General features: G+C 62.6%; 17 protein-coding genes and 1 pseudogene. 6 read left to right on the top strand and 12 right to left on the bottom strand.

What is annotated here, in order from left to right; all coding sequences use genetic code 11:
* Window positions 1–19 precede the first annotated feature (19 nt).
* Window positions 20–604 (top strand): DivIVA domain-containing protein, encoded by a 585-nt coding sequence (locus ACFVSI_RS19245; RefSeq protein ID WP_387827220.1) that lies wholly within the window; start codon window positions 20–22, stop codon window positions 602–604.
* Here ACFVSI_RS19245 and ACFVSI_RS19240 read toward each other — a convergent pair.
* The 5 genes from ACFVSI_RS19240 to ACFVSI_RS19220 are packed head-to-tail and all read right to left on the bottom strand — an operon-like array spanning window position 601 to window position 5,098.
* Window positions 601–1,302, bottom strand: a complete 702-nt coding sequence (locus ACFVSI_RS19240) for a hypothetical protein (RefSeq protein ID WP_387827217.1) — start codon at window positions 1,300–1,302, stop codon at window positions 601–603. The genes ACFVSI_RS19245 and ACFVSI_RS19240 overlap by 4 nt on opposite strands.
* Window positions 1,303–1,344: 42 nt before the next feature.
* A complete protein-coding gene (locus ACFVSI_RS19235) occupies window positions 1,345–2,811 on the bottom strand; it encodes a cation acetate symporter (protein WP_387827215.1) in 1,467 nt (488 codons plus the stop codon).
* Window positions 2,808–3,170 (bottom strand): hypothetical protein, encoded by a 363-nt coding sequence (locus ACFVSI_RS19230; RefSeq protein WP_387827212.1) that lies wholly within the window; start codon window positions 3,168–3,170, stop codon window positions 2,808–2,810. Before ACFVSI_RS19230 ends, ACFVSI_RS19235 begins: the two co-directional genes overlap by 4 nt.
* Entirely contained in the window at window positions 3,167–3,886 is a 720-nt protein-coding gene (locus ACFVSI_RS19225) for a LytR/AlgR family response regulator transcription factor (RefSeq protein ID WP_387827210.1), read from the bottom strand. The genes ACFVSI_RS19230 and ACFVSI_RS19225 overlap by 4 nt, the downstream gene beginning before the upstream one ends.
* A 21-nt stretch (window positions 3,887–3,907) precedes the next feature.
* A complete protein-coding gene (locus ACFVSI_RS19220) occupies window positions 3,908–5,098 on the bottom strand; it encodes a sensor histidine kinase (protein ID WP_387827207.1) in 1,191 nt (396 codons plus the stop codon).
* 203 nt (window positions 5,099–5,301) lie between these two features.
* On the opposite strand from ACFVSI_RS19220, the gene ACFVSI_RS19215 reads away from it, so the two are divergent.
* Both ACFVSI_RS19215 and ACFVSI_RS19210 read left to right on the top strand, forming a co-directional pair.
* The gene (locus tag ACFVSI_RS19215; RefSeq protein WP_387827291.1) at window positions 5,302–5,682 is read left to right on the top strand and encodes a DUF485 domain-containing protein; all 381 of its coding nucleotides are present in this window, start codon (window positions 5,302–5,304) and stop codon (window positions 5,680–5,682) included.
* Window positions 5,679–7,298, top strand: a complete 1,620-nt coding sequence (locus ACFVSI_RS19210; RefSeq protein WP_387827204.1) for a cation acetate symporter — start codon at window positions 5,679–5,681, stop codon at window positions 7,296–7,298. Before ACFVSI_RS19215 ends, ACFVSI_RS19210 begins: the two co-directional genes overlap by 4 nt.
* Before the next feature lie 60 nt (window positions 7,299–7,358).
* Here ACFVSI_RS19210 and ACFVSI_RS19205 read toward each other — a convergent pair whose 3' ends face one another.
* The 5 genes from ACFVSI_RS19205 to ACFVSI_RS19185 all read right to left on the bottom strand — a co-directional run bounded on the left by ACFVSI_RS19205 (window position 7,359) and on the right by ACFVSI_RS19185 (window position 11,058).
* Window positions 7,359–8,378: a PHP domain-containing protein gene (locus ACFVSI_RS19205; protein WP_387827201.1), complete on the bottom strand. Its 1,020-nt coding sequence runs from the start codon at window positions 8,376–8,378 to the stop codon at window positions 7,359–7,361.
* Window positions 8,379–8,456: 78 nt separating this feature from the next.
* Window positions 8,457–9,062 (bottom strand): hypothetical protein, encoded by a 606-nt coding sequence (locus tag ACFVSI_RS19200; protein WP_387827199.1) that lies wholly within the window; start codon window positions 9,060–9,062, stop codon window positions 8,457–8,459.
* A 62-nt stretch (window positions 9,063–9,124) separates the two neighbouring features.
* Window positions 9,125–9,532 (bottom strand): DUF4383 domain-containing protein, encoded by a 408-nt coding sequence (locus ACFVSI_RS19195; RefSeq protein WP_387827196.1) that lies wholly within the window; start codon window positions 9,530–9,532, stop codon window positions 9,125–9,127.
* 128 nt (window positions 9,533–9,660) lie between these two features.
* A complete protein-coding gene (locus ACFVSI_RS19190; RefSeq protein WP_387827193.1) occupies window positions 9,661–10,425 on the bottom strand; it encodes a hypothetical protein in 765 nt (254 codons plus the stop codon).
* Window positions 10,426–10,587: 162 nt separating this feature from the next.
* Window positions 10,588–11,058: an Lrp/AsnC family transcriptional regulator gene (locus ACFVSI_RS19185; RefSeq protein ID WP_262278533.1), complete on the bottom strand. Its 471-nt coding sequence runs from the start codon at window positions 11,056–11,058 to the stop codon at window positions 10,588–10,590.
* A gap of 195 nt (window positions 11,059–11,253) precedes the next feature.
* On the opposite strand from ACFVSI_RS19185, the gene pdhA reads away from it, so the two are divergent.
* From pdhA to ACFVSI_RS19170, 3 genes are read left to right on the top strand one after another with little or no spacing between them, the layout of a single operon-like run.
* Window positions 11,254–12,423 (top strand): pyruvate dehydrogenase (acetyl-transferring) E1 component subunit alpha, encoded by a 1,170-nt coding sequence (gene pdhA / locus ACFVSI_RS19180; RefSeq protein ID WP_387827191.1) that lies wholly within the window; start codon window positions 11,254–11,256, stop codon window positions 12,421–12,423.
* Entirely contained in the window at window positions 12,423–13,433 is a 1,011-nt protein-coding gene (locus ACFVSI_RS19175) for an alpha-ketoacid dehydrogenase subunit beta (RefSeq protein ID WP_387827188.1), read from the top strand. The genes pdhA and ACFVSI_RS19175 overlap by 1 nt, the downstream gene beginning before the upstream one ends.
* Window positions 13,430–14,782, top strand: coding sequence for a dihydrolipoamide acetyltransferase family protein (locus ACFVSI_RS19170; protein ID WP_387827185.1), 1,353 nt, complete (start codon window positions 13,430–13,432; stop codon window positions 14,780–14,782). The genes ACFVSI_RS19175 and ACFVSI_RS19170 overlap by 4 nt, the downstream gene beginning before the upstream one ends.
* Before the next feature lie 91 nt (window positions 14,783–14,873).
* Here ACFVSI_RS19170 and ACFVSI_RS19165 read toward each other — a convergent pair whose 3' ends face one another.
* Both ACFVSI_RS19165 and ACFVSI_RS19160 read right to left on the bottom strand, forming a co-directional pair.
* Window positions 14,874–15,746: an NAD(P)-dependent oxidoreductase gene (locus ACFVSI_RS19165; RefSeq protein ID WP_274262504.1), complete on the bottom strand. Its 873-nt coding sequence runs from the start codon at window positions 15,744–15,746 to the stop codon at window positions 14,874–14,876.
* A 191-nt stretch (window positions 15,747–15,937) separates the two neighbouring features.
* Window positions 15,938–16,097 (bottom strand): annotated as a pseudogene (locus ACFVSI_RS19160) (HNH endonuclease); the annotation flags it as partial.

Raw genomic sequence — 16,097 nt, 5'->3', positions numbered from 1 at the left:
ACCGATGAAGGAAAGAAAAGTGGCCTTGGATATTCGACGCCAGATTCCCGCGACGTTTGAGCGCGTGGAACGCAGCAAATACGGCTATAACGCCAAGCAGGTTGACGAGTTCCTCCAGCGTGCGAGGACGTCGTTCGAGAACCCTGTGGGGGCCACGGACCAGGTTGCCAGCGTGGATGTCCGTGAGGTGGCTTTCGATCCCGTCAAGGGTGGCTATGACGCCCACAGCGTTGACGCTGCCCTGGACCGCCTGGAGGATGCTTTCGCGCGCCGGGAGCGCGACGAGCTGATCGGCCAGCAGGGCGAAGAAGCCTGGCTGCGCCAGATCGGGAAACTTTCCGGGATTCTTCGTGGCAGGTTGCACAGGCCTGATGGGGAGCGCTTCCGCCGCCCCACGCGGAAGAGGATCCGCAGCTACAACATCCAGGACGTTGACGCCCTCTGTGTCGAGTTGATCGGGTACCTGGAGAATGATCAGCCGCTGAGCGTCGACACCGTCCGCCGCGCCGTGTTCCGCGCAGCAAAAGGGGACGAGGGCTACGAAGAAGCCCAGGTGGATGCTTTCCTTGCCCGAGTCGTTGAGCTGATGGCCGCTATCGATTAATTCAAGCCGGGGCCCGGGGAGATGGGTTGGTTGTTCCGCCACACGTTGAGGTAGCGGCGCCTGCCCCGCTCCAGCGAGGTAGCGAAGAATGCCAGGGCAGCGACCACCGCAACGCCTGCTGCCACGGGCACTGGAACCGCGAGCGTCAACAGCGCCGACCCCACAAGCAACGCTATCAAGGCGGCGTTGACGGTTCCCATGAACACCATGCTGCTGCCGGCGACCTGGCTGAAGTCCGTTCGGCCACCGAGGAAGTAGTAGGTCTTCTTCGCGCCTTCCTCGTCGTCCCTGTAACCGGCCATCAGATAGGGCGCAACACCAGGATCCAGCGCCACGTACGCTGCCCTTAGCCGGTTCATGGCGATGACGTACATAAGGTCTTCCATGCCAACGCTCATGACGCGGATGTGCGTCAGCAGGCCAACCACCACGTCGATGCTAAGAATGGTCAGGGCAAAGGCCCGGAAGGCATCGGAAAACTGGGTGGCGTTGCCGACCAGCGCCACGCTCAGCAGACTGGCCGAGGTAAACGTCAGGAACATGCTGATCCGGGTGAGGACTTCCCCCTGCGTGGTGCTGCGTGAGGCGAGCAAGCTCCAATGCTCAGTAGCCAGTAATTGCGCACGAACGCTGGGCGACAACTCCGGCGAGCCTGCAGCAGGCGGCTCAGGGCCGGTAGATGGTGCTTCCTCCGACATGGCGACATTGTCCTCCCGGCCCGCGGCGCGGACAACAGGCAACTAGCGCTCGGTGGCTACAGGCCGTTCAGGTACATGCAGACGGGACATCACACGGTTCACTGACGACGGCACCCGGTTCTTCGTCAGGATGGAGACAAGCACCGTCATGGCGAACGCTGCCGGAACAGTCCACGCGGCCGGTTGGGCAAGCCAGGCCGGTGCGTTCCCACCGCCGGTCAGGTTGCCGGCCACCATGGCGCCACCACAAAGCACTGCGCCGGTAGCCATCCCCGCGATGGCACCCACATCCGTCAGGCCCCGCCACCAGATACCCAGCAAAAGGACGGGACAGATGGTTGAAGCTGTGAAAGCGAAGACCAGGCCGACACTCCCTGCCAGGGCCAGGGTGTCCGTCATGAAAGCAAAACCCAAAGGCACGACGGCGGCCATCACCGCTGCGAGGCGGAACCCCCTGACGCTTCCCCCGAACAGGTCCTGGCTGATGACGCCGGACAAGGACACCACCAGCCCGGAGGTGGTGGACAGGAACGCAGCGAAGGCCCCGGCAACCACAAGGGCTGACAGCAGATCACCCGCGACGCCGCCGATCAGCTTGCCGGGGAGCAGCAGAACCAAGGCGTCGGCTTGTCCGGATTGGGCGAGTTCGGGTGCGAACATCCGTCCCACGGCGCCGGAGAGCGTGGGGAAAAGGTAGAAGACGGAGAGGAGCCCAAGGACGATCAGCGTGGTTCGTCGGGCAGACTGGCCATCGGGGTTGGTGTAGAACCTCACCAGGACGTGCGGCAGCCCCAGCGTTCCAAACAGCAAGGCCACCAGGAGCGAAATGTGCTGGTACGCACCCGCGGGGGCCTGGCCGGTGGGATTGACCGGCAGGGGAGCCTGCAGCGGGGTGTCGTTGCCGGCAAGCACCAGCAGGATGAACACCACGGGCACTGCCAGCGCGGTCAGTTTCAGCCAATATTGGAAGGCTTGGACAAACGTGATGGACCGCATGCCACCTGCCACGACCGTAAGGCACACGACCGCGACGACCGCCGTCGAACCTACCCACGACGGGAGGCCGGTGGTGATCCGGATGGTGAGCGCCGCCCCGTGCAGTTGCGGAACGATGTACAGCCAACCCACGGCCACCACCACCAGGCTGGTGACGCGGCGCACCACAGCCGAATCCAGTCGGGCTTCCGTGAAATCGGGGATCGTATAGGCACCCGAGCGGCGCAAGGGGGCGGCCACAAAGAGCAGCAACATCAAGTACCCGGCCGTGTACCCCACCGGGAACCACAGGGCGTCTGTACCGGAAAGCAGGATCAGTCCGGCGACACCCAGGAAGCTTGCGGCCGAGAGGTACTCGCCTCCAATGGCTGAAGCGTTCCACCACGGCGGGACGGTTCGTGAGGCGACATAGAAGTCGCTGGTCGTCCGTGATACCCGCAGTCCGTAAAACCCGATCACGGCCGTCGCAACTGACACGGCCAGGAAAGCGAACAGGCCGACGGCGGGGTTCACTTGTCCTCCACCAGGTCACGGTAGCGGGCTTCATTGCGCGCGGCGGCACGGTTGTACAGCCAGGCGCTCAAGCCGATGACGGGATAGATTCCCACCCCCAGCGTCAGCCAATCAAGCGGGATGCCGAAGACGCGGGTCCCTGCGACCCCGGGGCCATAGACGAGGATCGTCGCGAACACGGCAAGGATGATGAGGAATCCGCACGCGACCACCAGTGCCAGGCGCAATTGGGAGCGGATCAGGGAACGGACAAAAATCCTGCCGGCATCCGAATCCTCGGCCGCCTCCTGGGAGTGCAGTGCGCGGCCGGAGGCAGGTGCTGCCTGCTGCCGCGGCGCGGTGACGCGGACGCGGGTCATGCTTGGGGCCGGATGCGGGTGGACTGCAGTTTGTCCCGGACTGAAGGCAGATGCCTCCTGCTGATCGGCAATTCGGCACCCGAAACGGCAACACTGGGACCGGTGGTGGACAGCTTCAGGTGCTGCACGTGGTTCAGCGCAATCAGGTAGGAACGGTGGATCCGGATGAACCCGGCGTCTGCCCATTTTTGCTCAAGATCGGTGAGCGGAACCCGGATGAGATAGCTCGCCTCGGCCGTATGCAGCCGGGCGTAGTCGCCCTGCGCCTGGACATAGGTGACGTCGTCGCGGCGGATCATGCGGGTGGTGCTGCCCAGGTCAACGGTGATCATTTCGGTGGGGGGTGTTCCGTCCTTGATGAGATCACTGATCCGGTCCACCGAACGCGCCAGCCGTTCGGCCCGGAGCGGCTTGAGCAGATAGTCGACGGCGGCGAGGTCGAAGGCCTCCAGGGCGCAGTCTTCATCCGCAGTGACAAAAACGACGGCGGGCGGGCTGCTGCTGCGGGAAATGGCACGGGCAATGTCCAAACCGGACAGGGCGGGCATATGGATGTCCAGGAAGACGGCGTCCACTGCCTCGGTTTCCAGCTTGCGGAGCGCTTCGCTGCCGGAAGATGCGCGGTGGATGGCGCCAATCCGCGCATCCCGTCCGAGGAGGAAGGCAAGTTCTTCCACCGCGGGTAGTTCGTCATCAGCGACGAGCACGTTGATCATGATTAAAGACTAACCGCCACCTCAGGCGTCGTGTCCGGGCTGTGACTTGGGCACACGCATGGTGATCAGTGTGCCCTCGCCGGGAGCGGTGTCGATCACGAGGCCGTGTTCATCTCCGTAGACTTGTCGCAAGCGCGCATCAACGTTTCGCAGCCCCACGTGGTCGCCATCGGTGTGTCCGGCGAGGACCGACCGCAGGTGCTCCGGGTCCATGCCCACGCCGTCGTCCTCGATGGTGACCTCGGCGAAAGCTCCTGAATCGTTGGCGCATATAGTGATATGTCCCGGTCCTTCCTTCGCCTCAAGGCCGTGCCTTACCGCGTTTTCCACCAAGGGCTGGAGGCTCAGGAAAGGGATGACGGTGCTCAGGACTTCCGGCGCGACGCGAAGGCTGACCTGGACACGCTCGCCGAAGCGTGCCCGCTCCAACAGCAGATAGCGGTCGATGCAGCGAAGTTCCTCGGCCACGGTGGTGAAGTCACCGTGACGGCGGAAGGAGTACCTGGTGAAGTCCGCGAACTCCACAACAAGTTCCCTGGCCCGGGCCGGGTCCGTGTTGATGAACGACGCGATGGCGTTGAGGGAATTGTAGATGAAGTGCGGGCTGATCTGGGCCCGCAGAGCCCGGACCTCTGCTTCCATCAGCAGGGTTCTGGAAGCTTCCAGTTCTGCCAGTTCCAGCTGGGCCGCGATCCAATCAGCTACTTCACTGGTGGCCCGCACCAGACCCGCCCCGGCGGCCGGTGCCAATGCTGCCACTGATCCAACAACCCGTGATCCGGCCCTGATGGGGGCGATGACGGCACTGAAGTCGGGGCCGGACTGGTCGGTGGAATGCCCCACGCGCGGCACAACGGCGGTTCGTCCCGTGGCCAGTACTTCTGTCGCAAGCCCCATCAGCGACGCTTTGAGTTCCTCGCCGGCGCCATCCCAGGCCAGCACTGAACTGGTGTCTGTCATGGCAAAAGCGTCGCAACCGAGCAGGACGCGCAGTTGCCTGCTGGCTTTGGCCGCCCCGGCAGGTTGGAGGCCACCGCGAAGATGCTGCCCGGCCCGTGATGCTGCGTGCAGCGTGTTGTAGGTAGCGCGTTCTGCGTCAGTGCCAAGGTCCCGGAAGGAGCGGATCACCTTCAGGCCAACGCCCACGACGACGGCGACGGCCAGTGCGATCACTGCAATGGCGGCGGCGGTGAAGAGCGGGGAGTCGGGCATAAGGCCAGAGTAGCCCGAGGTGCCCAGCATCCCTGTTTCTACCTGTGCTTTTATCCCAATGCCACCGTTTGGCGCAGTGGCACAGCCGCTGGGCGACGACCACGGGCGAACCTCTGGAAGGGAAGCCTGAGCGCATTCGATAGTGATTGCAGTCACATCAGCCGCGCGTGGGAGCTGACGTGCTCATCACAACAGGAGGAACCATGGGTAATGAGGCCCAACCCCAGGACGCAACGGCGTCCGTGGACTTCCAGGAAGTCCAACAGACGGAACGGTTCAGAACGCTGCGGAAGCGGCACAGGAGCTTTGTCTTCCCCATGGCAGTCATTTTTCTGCTGTGGTATTTCGCGTATGTCCTGCTGGCGGATTACGCCGTCGCCTTCATGTCCACCAAAGTCTGGGGCAACATCAACGTGGGCCTGATTTTGGGCCTGCTCCAGTTCGTCACCACCTTCGGCATCACGGCTTGGTACGTGAGCTACTCCAACAAGAAACTCGATCCCATCGCGGCGGAGATCCGCAATGAGATCGAAGGGCACGAATTCGACAAGGACAGCAGCGTGACGCGCGGAGGAGCCAAATGAACACCACAATGGTCCCGGCAGTCGAAGTCGCTGCGTTGAAGGACACCACGCTCCTGAACATGGGTATCTTCGCCCTGTTCGTCGCGGTCACCATGGTGATCGTCTTCCGGGCCAGCCGGAACAACAAGACTGCGGCCGACTACTACGCCGCCGGCCGCTCTTTCACCGGATCCCAGAACGGCACTGCCATCGCCGGTGACTACCTTTCTGCGGCTTCGTTCCTGGGTATCACCGGTGCCATCGCGATCAATGGCTATGACGGATTCCTGTACTCCATCGGCTTCCTTGTTGCTTGGCTGGTGGCGCTGCTGCTGGTGGCCGAATTGCTCCGCAACACCGGCAAGTTCACCATGGCAGATGTGCTGTCCTTCCGCCTGCGGCAACGGCCTGTGCGCATCGCTGCGGCACTTTCCACCCTCGCGGTCTGCTTCTTCTACCTCCTCGCCCAGATGGCCGGTGCGGGAAGCCTCATTTCGCTCCTGCTGGGCATCAGCGACTGGGGCGGACAAGCCCTGGTGATTATCGTCGTCGGCGCTTTGATGATCATGTACGTGCTCATCGGCGGCATGAAGGGCACCACCTGGGTCCAGATCATCAAAGCCATCCTTTTGATCGCAGGTGCCGCGGTCATGACGGCCATGGTGCTGGCGATTTACGGCTTCAACCTGTCCAGCCTGTTGGGTTCGGCAGCGGAGGCCGCCAACAACCCGAACGTCCTGAACCCGGGCCTGCAGTACGGCAAGACAGAAACGTCCAAGCTCGACTTCATGTCGCTCGGCCTCGCCCTGGTCCTGGGAACGGCCGCCCTGCCCCACGTCCTTATGCGCTTCTACACGGTTCCAACCGCCAAAGAAGCACGTAAATCCGTTGTGTGGGCCATTTGGCTGATTGGCTTGTTCTACCTGTTCACCTTGGTGCTCGGCTATGGCGCAGCAGCCCTGGTGGGCGCGGAAACCATCAAATCCGCTCCCGGCGGCGTCAACTCCGCGGCACCGCTGTTGGCGTTCCACCTCGGCGGCCCGCTGCTCCTTGGTTTCATTTCGGCAGTGGCCTTCGCGACGATCCTGGCGGTGGTCGCAGGCTTGACCATTACGGCGGCAGCCTCCTTTGCCCACGACATCTACGCAAACGTCATCGCAAAGGGCAAGGCGGATGCGACCACCGAAGTAAAGGTGGCACGTCGAACGGTGGTGGTAATCGGCGTCCTCGCCATCCTGGGTGGCATCTTCGCCAACGGCCAGAATGTGGCGTTCCTGGTGGCGCTTGCCTTCGCAGTTGCAGCATCGGCAAACCTGCCCACCATCCTCTACTCGCTGTTCTGGAAGAGGTTCACCACTCAGGGCGCGGTGTGGAGCATGTACGGCGGTCTCGCCGCGGCGATCCTGTTGATCACGTTCTCGCCCGTGGTTTCAGGCGCCAAGACGTCCATGATTCCCGGCGCGAACTTCGCCTTCTTCCCGCTGAGCAACCCCGGAATCGTCTCGATCCCGTTGGCGTTCTTCCTGGGCTGGCTCGGTACGGTCCTGGATAAGCGGCGTGAAGATCCGGCCAAGCAAGCTGAAATGGAAGTGCGCTCGCTGACCGGCGTTGGAGCCGAGAAGGCAGTAGACCACTAAACAGCACAAAAAGGCTCCCCTGGAAACCGTTCGTTTCCGGGGGAGCACCTGTGTCCGGCGTCATTTCTTCAGGCTGAGCCACTCCTGAAGCTGCGCCAAAGGCCAGGTGGTAACAATGCGTTCGGTGGGTACGCCCAGGGCTTCGGCGCGCTGGGCACCGTACTGGAGGAAGTCGAGTTGTCCGGGTGCGTGGGCATCGCTGTCGATGCTGAACAGGCAGCCAGCGTCGAGCGCCAGCTTAATGAGATCATCGGGTGGGTCCTGCCGTTCCGGCCGCGAGTTGATTTCGACGGCGACACCCCACTCGGCGCACTCCTTGAACACCTTCGGAGCGTCGAACTCCGATTGCGGACGGGTTCCGCGCGATCCCTGGACGAGCCGCCCGGTGCAGTGTCCCAGGACGTTGGTGTGGGGATCGCTGATTCCGCCGAGCATCCGGGCAGTCATGGTTTTGCTGTCGGCGCGGAGCTTTGAATGGACACTGGCCACCACGACGTCCAGCTTGTCCAGCATGTCGGGGGTTTGGTCCAGGTTCCCGTCCTCCAGGATGTCCACCTCGATGCCTTTGAGCAAACGGAAATCGTCGTGGGAGGAGTTAATACCGTCCAATATGCCCAGCTGTTGCTCAAGCCTTTCGACGCTGAGGCCGTTGGCGATGGTGAGGTTGGGGGAGTGGTCCGTTAAGGCAAGGTACTCGCGGCCGAGGGTGCGCGCCGCGGACACCATGGCTTCAATGGGCGATCCGCCGTCGGACCAATTGCTGTGGCTGTGGAGGTCTCCCCGCAGGGCGGCTCTTAATGTGTCGCCGCCCGAGGCCAACGCAACAGCGCCCTTCTCCCGGAGGTCGTCGAGGTAGTCGGGGACCCGGTCCTCCATGGCCTGGGTGATGACTTCAGCGCTGCGGCTGCCGACGCCTTTCAGGCTGGTGATCCTCCCGCTTGCAACCAACCGTGCCAGCTCGTCGGCTGGAAGCTTCCGTACGGCGTCGGCCGCTTTGCGGAAGGCTTGGACCTTGAAAGTGGGGGCAAGGCTGCGCTCCAGCCAGAAGGAAATTTCGTCTAGCGCCTCAATGGGATCCATGGCTCCATGATCCACGAACCAGGCGCACCATCAACAGTGGGCACTATGTCGGTGGTGCGCCCGTCCGATGACCACCGCCTAGTGGTGGTGGCCCGGATCCAGGGCGGGATTGGAGCCCTGGCCGCTTTCTCCGCCGGGCGCCTGGCCGTGTTCCCCGTGCGGTACGGCATGCTGGCCGGCCATCGACGCCGCCAGGCCGGGCGTAGCGACGGAAGCAACAACGACGGCGGCTCCGAACGCGGCTGCCAGAAGCCGCCCGGTCCTTGGCTGGCCGTGGGCGCCGCCGTCGTTGGTCTTTTGCTGCCGCCTGAGCCAGCCCGCCCCGGCGAGTGCCATGAGGGTCAGGCCGAGGGCGGCAAAGTGGCTCACATCAAGTGAGCGCTGGGTGGCGACTTCGGCTGCGGTGACCGCGACGTGCACGCTAGCCGTCGCAGCCAGGACGGGAAGCGCGTAGCGCGCCATGACGAGCGAGTTGCGGTGCAGCCCCCACAGCGACCAAGCCAAAAAGGCCAGGCCTGCCCCAAGGGCTGCAACGCCGGCAACCACCATGCCGAAGGCAGCGGATCCAGCACCGGCGAGGTAGCCGGCAGCCAGGGACAGTTCAACCATCCCAGCCGCCATCGCAGCGAAGTAGACGTACAGAACAACTGCTGCCCTCAGGGTGGGGTGTTTCACTCGATCCATGGCGGTTACCGTCCTCGTGCTCGTTGGTGCTGGCGTTACGGGCTGGTGTTACAGGCCGTTGCTCAGGCGCGGGCGGAGGCTACGGCTGCCTTGTCCTGCGACAACGCGACACCCAGCAGGACGACGGCGCTGGCGAGGTGCAGGACGTTGTCGGCGCCGTTCAGGGCGATGATGTTCAACGAACTTCCGACGAGGAAGAGGCCGAGGATACCGACCAGCAGGTACACGCCGCCGACAGCGGTGTTGATGGACTTGGACAGCGTGACGCTGTTCAGGCCGGCGTACAGGAGGGCTGCGCCAATGGCCAAGTGGATGATGTTGTGAAGCGGGTTTACCGCGAAGATGATCAAGTTGGCGCCCTCGGTGGCGAAGAAGCCGACTCCCGAGGTGACGAAGAAGCCGAGCAAGCCTACCAAGAGGTAGACAGCTCCGAAGATGGTGGCGATCAAGCGATTGGGCGAAGTACGCATTGGTCCGAGCCTTCCAGTGATGGCCGGGATATCCGGCCGACCTGCTGAGTCCCGGGTGGGACTCTCATGCAGTGATTCGGACCATGCGTTTGTGTGGATGGGTGTGTTTGGGATTTTCTTTTTCCCGGTTAGGGCCGCAGGCGGATGCTGCTCATCTTGAGCTCGTTCGTGCCTTCAAAGACATACTGAAGATCGATCGTTTTCCCGTCGCACTGCAACGTGCCGGCGAGGTTTGCTTTGTTGTTGCCGTTCTCCGAGTTGACGTTCACGGAGTTGTAGTTCGGCTTGCAGGAACCGTCCAACTGCAGACTGGCGATGCCGTCAACGAAAGACTGCTTGTCCAATTCGTCCTTGAGCGGCTGGCTGAGGTAGTTGTCGTAGGCCTGTTCCGACTGTCCTGAGACTACGAGGTTGGTGAATTCATCCGCCAGTGAGCGTGCCTTCGATGTAGCGTTGCCCACCACATTGACCAGTATCACGACGCCAACGACAGCCAGCACGATGACCCCCGCCACGATGCCGAGCACGATCCACAAGACTTTTCGGTTCTTTCGGGGAGGCTGTTGGCCGTACTGGCCTGGTTGGTATTGGCCGGGTTGGTAGTTTCCCGGCGCGTATTGGCCTGTTTGGCTTTGACCTTGCGGATAGGGGTTTTGCTGGTAAGCGCCCGGTGCCGCGTACTGAGGGTCTCCACCCTGTGGAGAGGCGGACGACGGCGGCTGTTGCCACTGCGGCGGGGCACCGTTTTGCGGTGGATACCCGGGTTGTGGGGCACCGTTTTGCGGTGGGTACCCAGGGCCGGGCGGAACCGGTGGCGGGTAGTGGCCGGGTTGGTTTTGATCTGGCTGGTTCTGACCGCGCTGGTTGTGGCCGGGATCTTGCGGATTGCTCACGGTAGTGCCCCTTTCGGCAGCCTTCGGCAGCGCCACCACCTGGCCGGGATCCTCTGGGCGGCCCCCGGTGCGTCCACTTGAATCAAAGCGCATCCGTGCTTCCTTGAGCAAGAGGCCCGTGGAACCGACAGGCCCGCGGAACCCACCGGGAGGACCACTGATTCACGCCTCGGAACGGCGCCCCAAAAGCGGTTGCACGCGGTAGGGAATCATTTCCCGCATGGCCAGCGCGGTGTCTGTCCTGTCAACTCCGTCGCACCCGAGGATCTTTCCGTTGATGCGGTAAAGATCTTCGGCATCCAGTGCCACAACGCGCAGCAACAGGTCTGCGGAACCAGTAAGGCCGAAGCCTTCAAGAATTTCCGGGATGTCGGCGAGATCCTGGGCCAGTGAAGCGAGCTTTTGCTGCTGTACGTGGACCGTGATGAAGGCGGTCAGCGGGTAGCCCAACGCTACAGGGTTGATTCTTCGCTCGAATGACAGGAACGCATGCTTCTTCTCGAGCTGCGCCATGCGGGCCTGCACGGTGTTCCGGGACAACCCCAGCTTTTGGGCCAGAGCGACCACGGTGCCCCGTGGGTCCTTCGCCATTGCTGAGAGGAGCCGGGTATCAGTGCCATCCAAGGGTTGCATAATGCGCAAGATTAGCACGCTGCTGGTGCCTGAAATAGTGCACAATGCTCAATTTTACTGCAGGTAGTTGTACCCGATGCCTTGCGTGAGTAGGGTCACATTTAACCCCGGCGAAGGTGCCGGAGGGCCGGCGTGCGGCAGGACCACAAGTCTTGCGAGCGCCGACGAAAACGAGCCGGAAGGTTGCGATCACCTGTGTTGACGGATCAGGCGGGCAAGGGAGTGCATGATGATGCTCCGGGCCCTGGACTAAGTGCACAAATTTCCCTGCGGACTGGTGGCGATCTGCTCCAGTTGGTGTCTCCGGACGGAGAGCGCATCAGCCATCCTGAGTTCGATGTCTGGGTCAAAGACGTTGGCGATGAACAACTGTGCTCACTGTATGAGGACATGACCGTCATCCGCCGTATCGATGCAGAGGCTACGGCACTCCAGCGCCAAGGGGAACTGGCGTTGTGGCCACCACTCCTCGGTCAGGAAGCGGCCCAGATCGGCTCCAGCCGATCGTTGCGCGACGACGACTTTGTCTTCCCGAGCTACCGGGAAAGTGGCGTTGCCTACGTCCGCGGCGCCCATCTTTCGGAGATTGCTCGTGTATGGCGCGGAAATGCTTCATATGGCTGGGACCCGCAGCGCATCAACCTGGCGACACCACAGATCATCATCGGTTCCCAAAGCCTGCACGCTACCGGCTACGCCATGGGTGTGCAGTTGGACGGCGCCAACACGGCGGTCCTTGCCTACTTTGGCGACGGAGCCACCAGTGAGGGTGATGTGAACGAGGCCATGGTGTTCGCCGCCAGCTACCAGGCGCCGGTGGTGTTTTTCTGCCAGAACAACCATTGGGCCATCTCCGAACCTGTCCGCGTCCAGTCGCACGTGCAGTTGGCCGACCGGCCTACCGGATTCGGTATACCCAGCATGCGGGTGGACGGCAATGATGTCCTGGCCGTCATGGCGGCCACCCGGGTAGCCCTGGACCGCGCCCGAAAGGGTGGGGGACCAACGTTCATCGAGGCAGTCACCTACCGCATGGGTCCGCACACCACGGCGGACGACCCCACACGTTACCGTGACCCCATCGAGCTGGAGGACTGGGCGGCCAAGGATCCCATTCTTAGGCTCCGGAAGCTCCTCAAGGCGAAGGGCCTGCTCACGGACGACGTGGAGACACGCGTCAAAGCCAAGGCCGACGCCGTTGCCGCGGAGCTTCGTTCCAGTTGCATCGGCATGCCTGACCCGCAGCCCTTGGACGTCTTCAACCACGTCTACAGCACGCCGAATCCCTGGATCGAACGCCAAAAGGACCACTACTCCCGCTACCTGAACAGTTTCAACCAGCCAGTCGAGGAAGGTGCACGCTGATGTCCAAGCTCACGTTTGCCCGGGCCATCAACGCCGGCCTCCGGAAGTCGCTTGAAAATGATCCCAAAGTGGTCCTTATGGGGGAGGACATCGGCTCCCTCGGTGGTGTCTTCCGCGTGACGGACGGCTTGCAGAAAGATTTCGGAAAGCACCGGGTCATCGATTCCCCGCTTGCCGAGTCGGGCATCATTGGTACCGCTGTAGGTTTGGCGTACCGCGGATACCGGCCTGTGTGTGAGATCCAGTTCGACGGGTTTATCTACCCGGCGTTCGACCAGATCGTCAGCCAGGTTGCCAAGATGCACTACCGCACCCAAGGCCGCGTCAAGATGCCCATCACCATCCGGGTTCCCTTTGGCGGCGGGATCGGGTCCCCGGAGCACCACTCCGAATCACCCGAAGCGTACTTCACGCACACATCCGGGCTACGGGTGGTCGCGGTGTCCAATCCGCAGGACGCCTACACGATGATCCAGCAGGCCATCGCTTCCGACGACCCCGTCCTCTACTTCGAGCCCAAGCGGCGCTACCACGACAAGGGCGATGTGGATGAGTCGATCGATCTCTCCAAAGCGCTGCCCTTGGACAAGGCCGCGGTGGTGAACACCGGCAACGACGTCACCTTGGTTGCCTACGGCGCGTTGGTCAAGACTGCCAAGGATGCGGCCATGGCCGCCGCTGACGACGGCATTTCGGTGGAAGTGATCGACCTCAGGTCGCTCGCTCCAGTTGATTACCCCGTGGTGGAGGCCTCAGTTCGCAAGACCGGACGTCTGGTCATCACCCATGAGGCTGGGCAATCCGGCGGCCTCGGAGCTGAGATCGCAGCGAGCATTACCGAACGCTGCTTCAACTATCTCGAGTCTGCGCCCGTCCGTATTACGGGCTTTGACGTGCCTTATCCCTACTCAAAGCTCGAAATGCACCATTTGCCGGATCTGGACAGGATCCTCGACGGCGTGGACCGTGCGCTCGGCCGCCCCAACTCCCTGAGCGGACTGGAAGGATGACCGCCACCATGATCAAGGAATTCAGGCTCCCGGACCTCGGTGAGGGGCTGACCGAATCGGAAATCCTGAGTTGGAAGGTGGCAGTGGGGGACACAGTCACGCTGAACCAGGTCATCGCCGAGGTCGAAACCGCCAAAGCCGTTGTGGAATTGCCTTCGCCGTTCGCTGGCACTGTGGCGGCGCTTCATGAGCAGCCCGGGACCGTGGTGGAGGTTGGGAAACCGATTGTCTCCTTCGAGGTTGACGACGTCGGGACCTCCAACGGGAACGGCGCGCCTTTTGCTGGGGCGGGCTCCGATGGAGGCGAAACCGCCGAGGCCGGCGAAGCGGCGGCGAGTCCGGCGAAACGCGAGCCGAACCTGGTTGGCTACGGCGCCGTCGTCGAACATTCCGGTCGGCCGACTCGGCGGGCTCGCGGCCAGCAACAGCCTCAAACGCCCGCTGTTGCGGAACAGGTGCTTCCACCCCTGGCTGAGCCGGCTGCTGAGCGGCCGCGCTCAACGCCTCCGGTGCGCAAGCTGGCCCGGGACCTCGGGATCGACTTGGAATTGGTTTCCGGAACCGGCCCCGGCGGACTCATCACTCGCGAAGACGTTCAGGCCTTCACGGGAACGGCCGAAGCACCCCCGGCACCGGCTTCCCAGGAGGGGCGTGAAACGCGTACGCCTATTAAGGGTGTCCGCAAGTTCACCGCTGCGGCCATGGTGGCTAGTGCCTTCACTGCCCCGCACGTGACGGAGTTCCTTACAGTCGACGTGACCGCAACCATGGAGTTGCTGGCGAGATTGAAGGGCAACAAGGCGTTCGAGGGTTACAAACTGACGCCGCTGACCATAGCCGCCAAAGCTGTCATGGTGGCGCTGCGGAACAGTCCCACGCTGAACTCCCGTTGGGATGAGGCAAGCCAGGAAATAGTTCAGTTCAACTATGTGAACCTGGGCATTGCAGCGGCGACCCCGCGCGGCCTGACGGTGCCGAACATCAAGGACGCCGACCAGCTGACGCTTCGTGAGCTTTCCACCGCCCTGACGGAACTCACGGATACCGCTCGGGCCGGGAAGACCTCTCCGGCAGATCTTTCCGGGGGAACCATATCCGTCACCAACATCGGAGTCTTCGGGATCGATGCCGGCACTCCCATCCTGAATCCTGGCGAGGCGGCGATTGTGGCTCTCGGCGCGGTCAGGAAGGCACCGTGGGTGGTCAATGACGAACTGGCGGTGCGGCAAGTGATGTCCCTTAGCCTCTCGTTCGACCACCGCTTGGTGGACGGTGAGCAGGGATCGCGATTCCTCGCTGACCTTGGCGCCATCCTGGCAGACCCGGCCATGGTCATGACCATGATCTAGCCCCACCGGCCGCACCGGCCCGCCCCTTTACGAGTGCTTGCAGGAAACTGCAGTCAAGGGGTGGGCCGATGTGCGTCAATGACAGTGCGAGTCAGTCTTCGGTTGGCGTGGTCCTGTTCGAGTGGACGTTTCGCCAGCTGTGCTCCGGCTCGTATCCGAGCACCCTGCGCGCCTTGTCGATGGAGAGCATGGTTTCGTGCTCGCCCAGTTCCTTGACGACCTCGACGCCGGGGAATACTTCCGCTGCCAGTTCTGCGCTGCTGCGGCTCATCACGGTATCGGCGGCCGCGATAATAAACGTTTCGAACCCAGGTTCCACGTGCTCGAGACCGCGCACGACGGCAAGTGCGCCGTCTCGGGCGTCGATGTAACCCCACAAGTTCCATTTTCGCAGGGTGGCGTCCGCGTCGAATGAGGGAAAGGCGTCGTAGTCTTCCGGATCCATAACGTTGGAAAAGCGGAGAGCTGTGATGCTCAGCTCCGGGTCCCAGCGCGTGAGCTGGATGGCCATCTGCTCCTCGAGGTGTTTGACCAACGAGTATGTGCTCTCGGGTCGTGCCGCGTACTCTTCGTCTACGGGGATGTAGGGAGGGTCGATGTCGAAAGGCAGGCCCAGGACGGTCTCACTGGATGCGTAGACGATTTTCTTGATTCCGGCCCGACGTGCAGCCTGGAACACGTTGTATGTAGAGACCATGTTGTTTTCGAAGATCGCGGCGTCGGGAGCCAGCCCTGGTGCGGGGATGGCTGCAAGGTGCACGACGGCGTCCAAACCATCGTGTCGGTCGTCCAAGCCAAAGATGACGTCCACAACCTGTCCGTAGTTCCGGAGGTCGACGTTGACGTAGCCCCGGTCCCGTGTGCCGACCCGGTCCAGATTAAGCACCTGATGGCCGTCCTGGGTCAGTCGCCGGACCACGCTCCTGCCCAGTTTTCCGCTTCCGCCGGTGACGGCAATTTTCATTGTGTGCTCCTTGTGATCGATTCAGGCCGTGGAGGGACGCCTTGTTTCCAGCCTAGGTGTGACCTCGACCGCAGCCCACTCTTGTGACTGGCCCTGGGAATCCTAGGTACGCCGATACCAGCCACGCCGGATGTCGAGGCATCGGTTGTCCTTTCTCGTTTGCCGGTGCCCGTTTCTGCTGCTGCTTTTGTTTATGTTCGCAGTGGTGTGTGGTGGTGGTTGCGGCGGGGTGTTTGGTGGGGGTCGATGTGGGGTGGGGGGATGAACCAGGGTGTGCCGGTTTTCATGTCGATGCGCCATTGTTCTTTGTGGATGAGGTGGTGGTGGTGGGAGCAGAGCAGGGTGCCGTTC

The sequence above is a fragment of the Paenarthrobacter sp. NPDC057981 genome, from assembly GCF_042886835.1.
Taxonomy (GTDB): domain Bacteria; phylum Actinomycetota; class Actinomycetes; order Actinomycetales; family Micrococcaceae; genus Arthrobacter.
The sequence above is the reverse complement of the archived record's forward strand: the minus strand, read 5'-3'. Positions and strand labels throughout refer to the sequence as shown.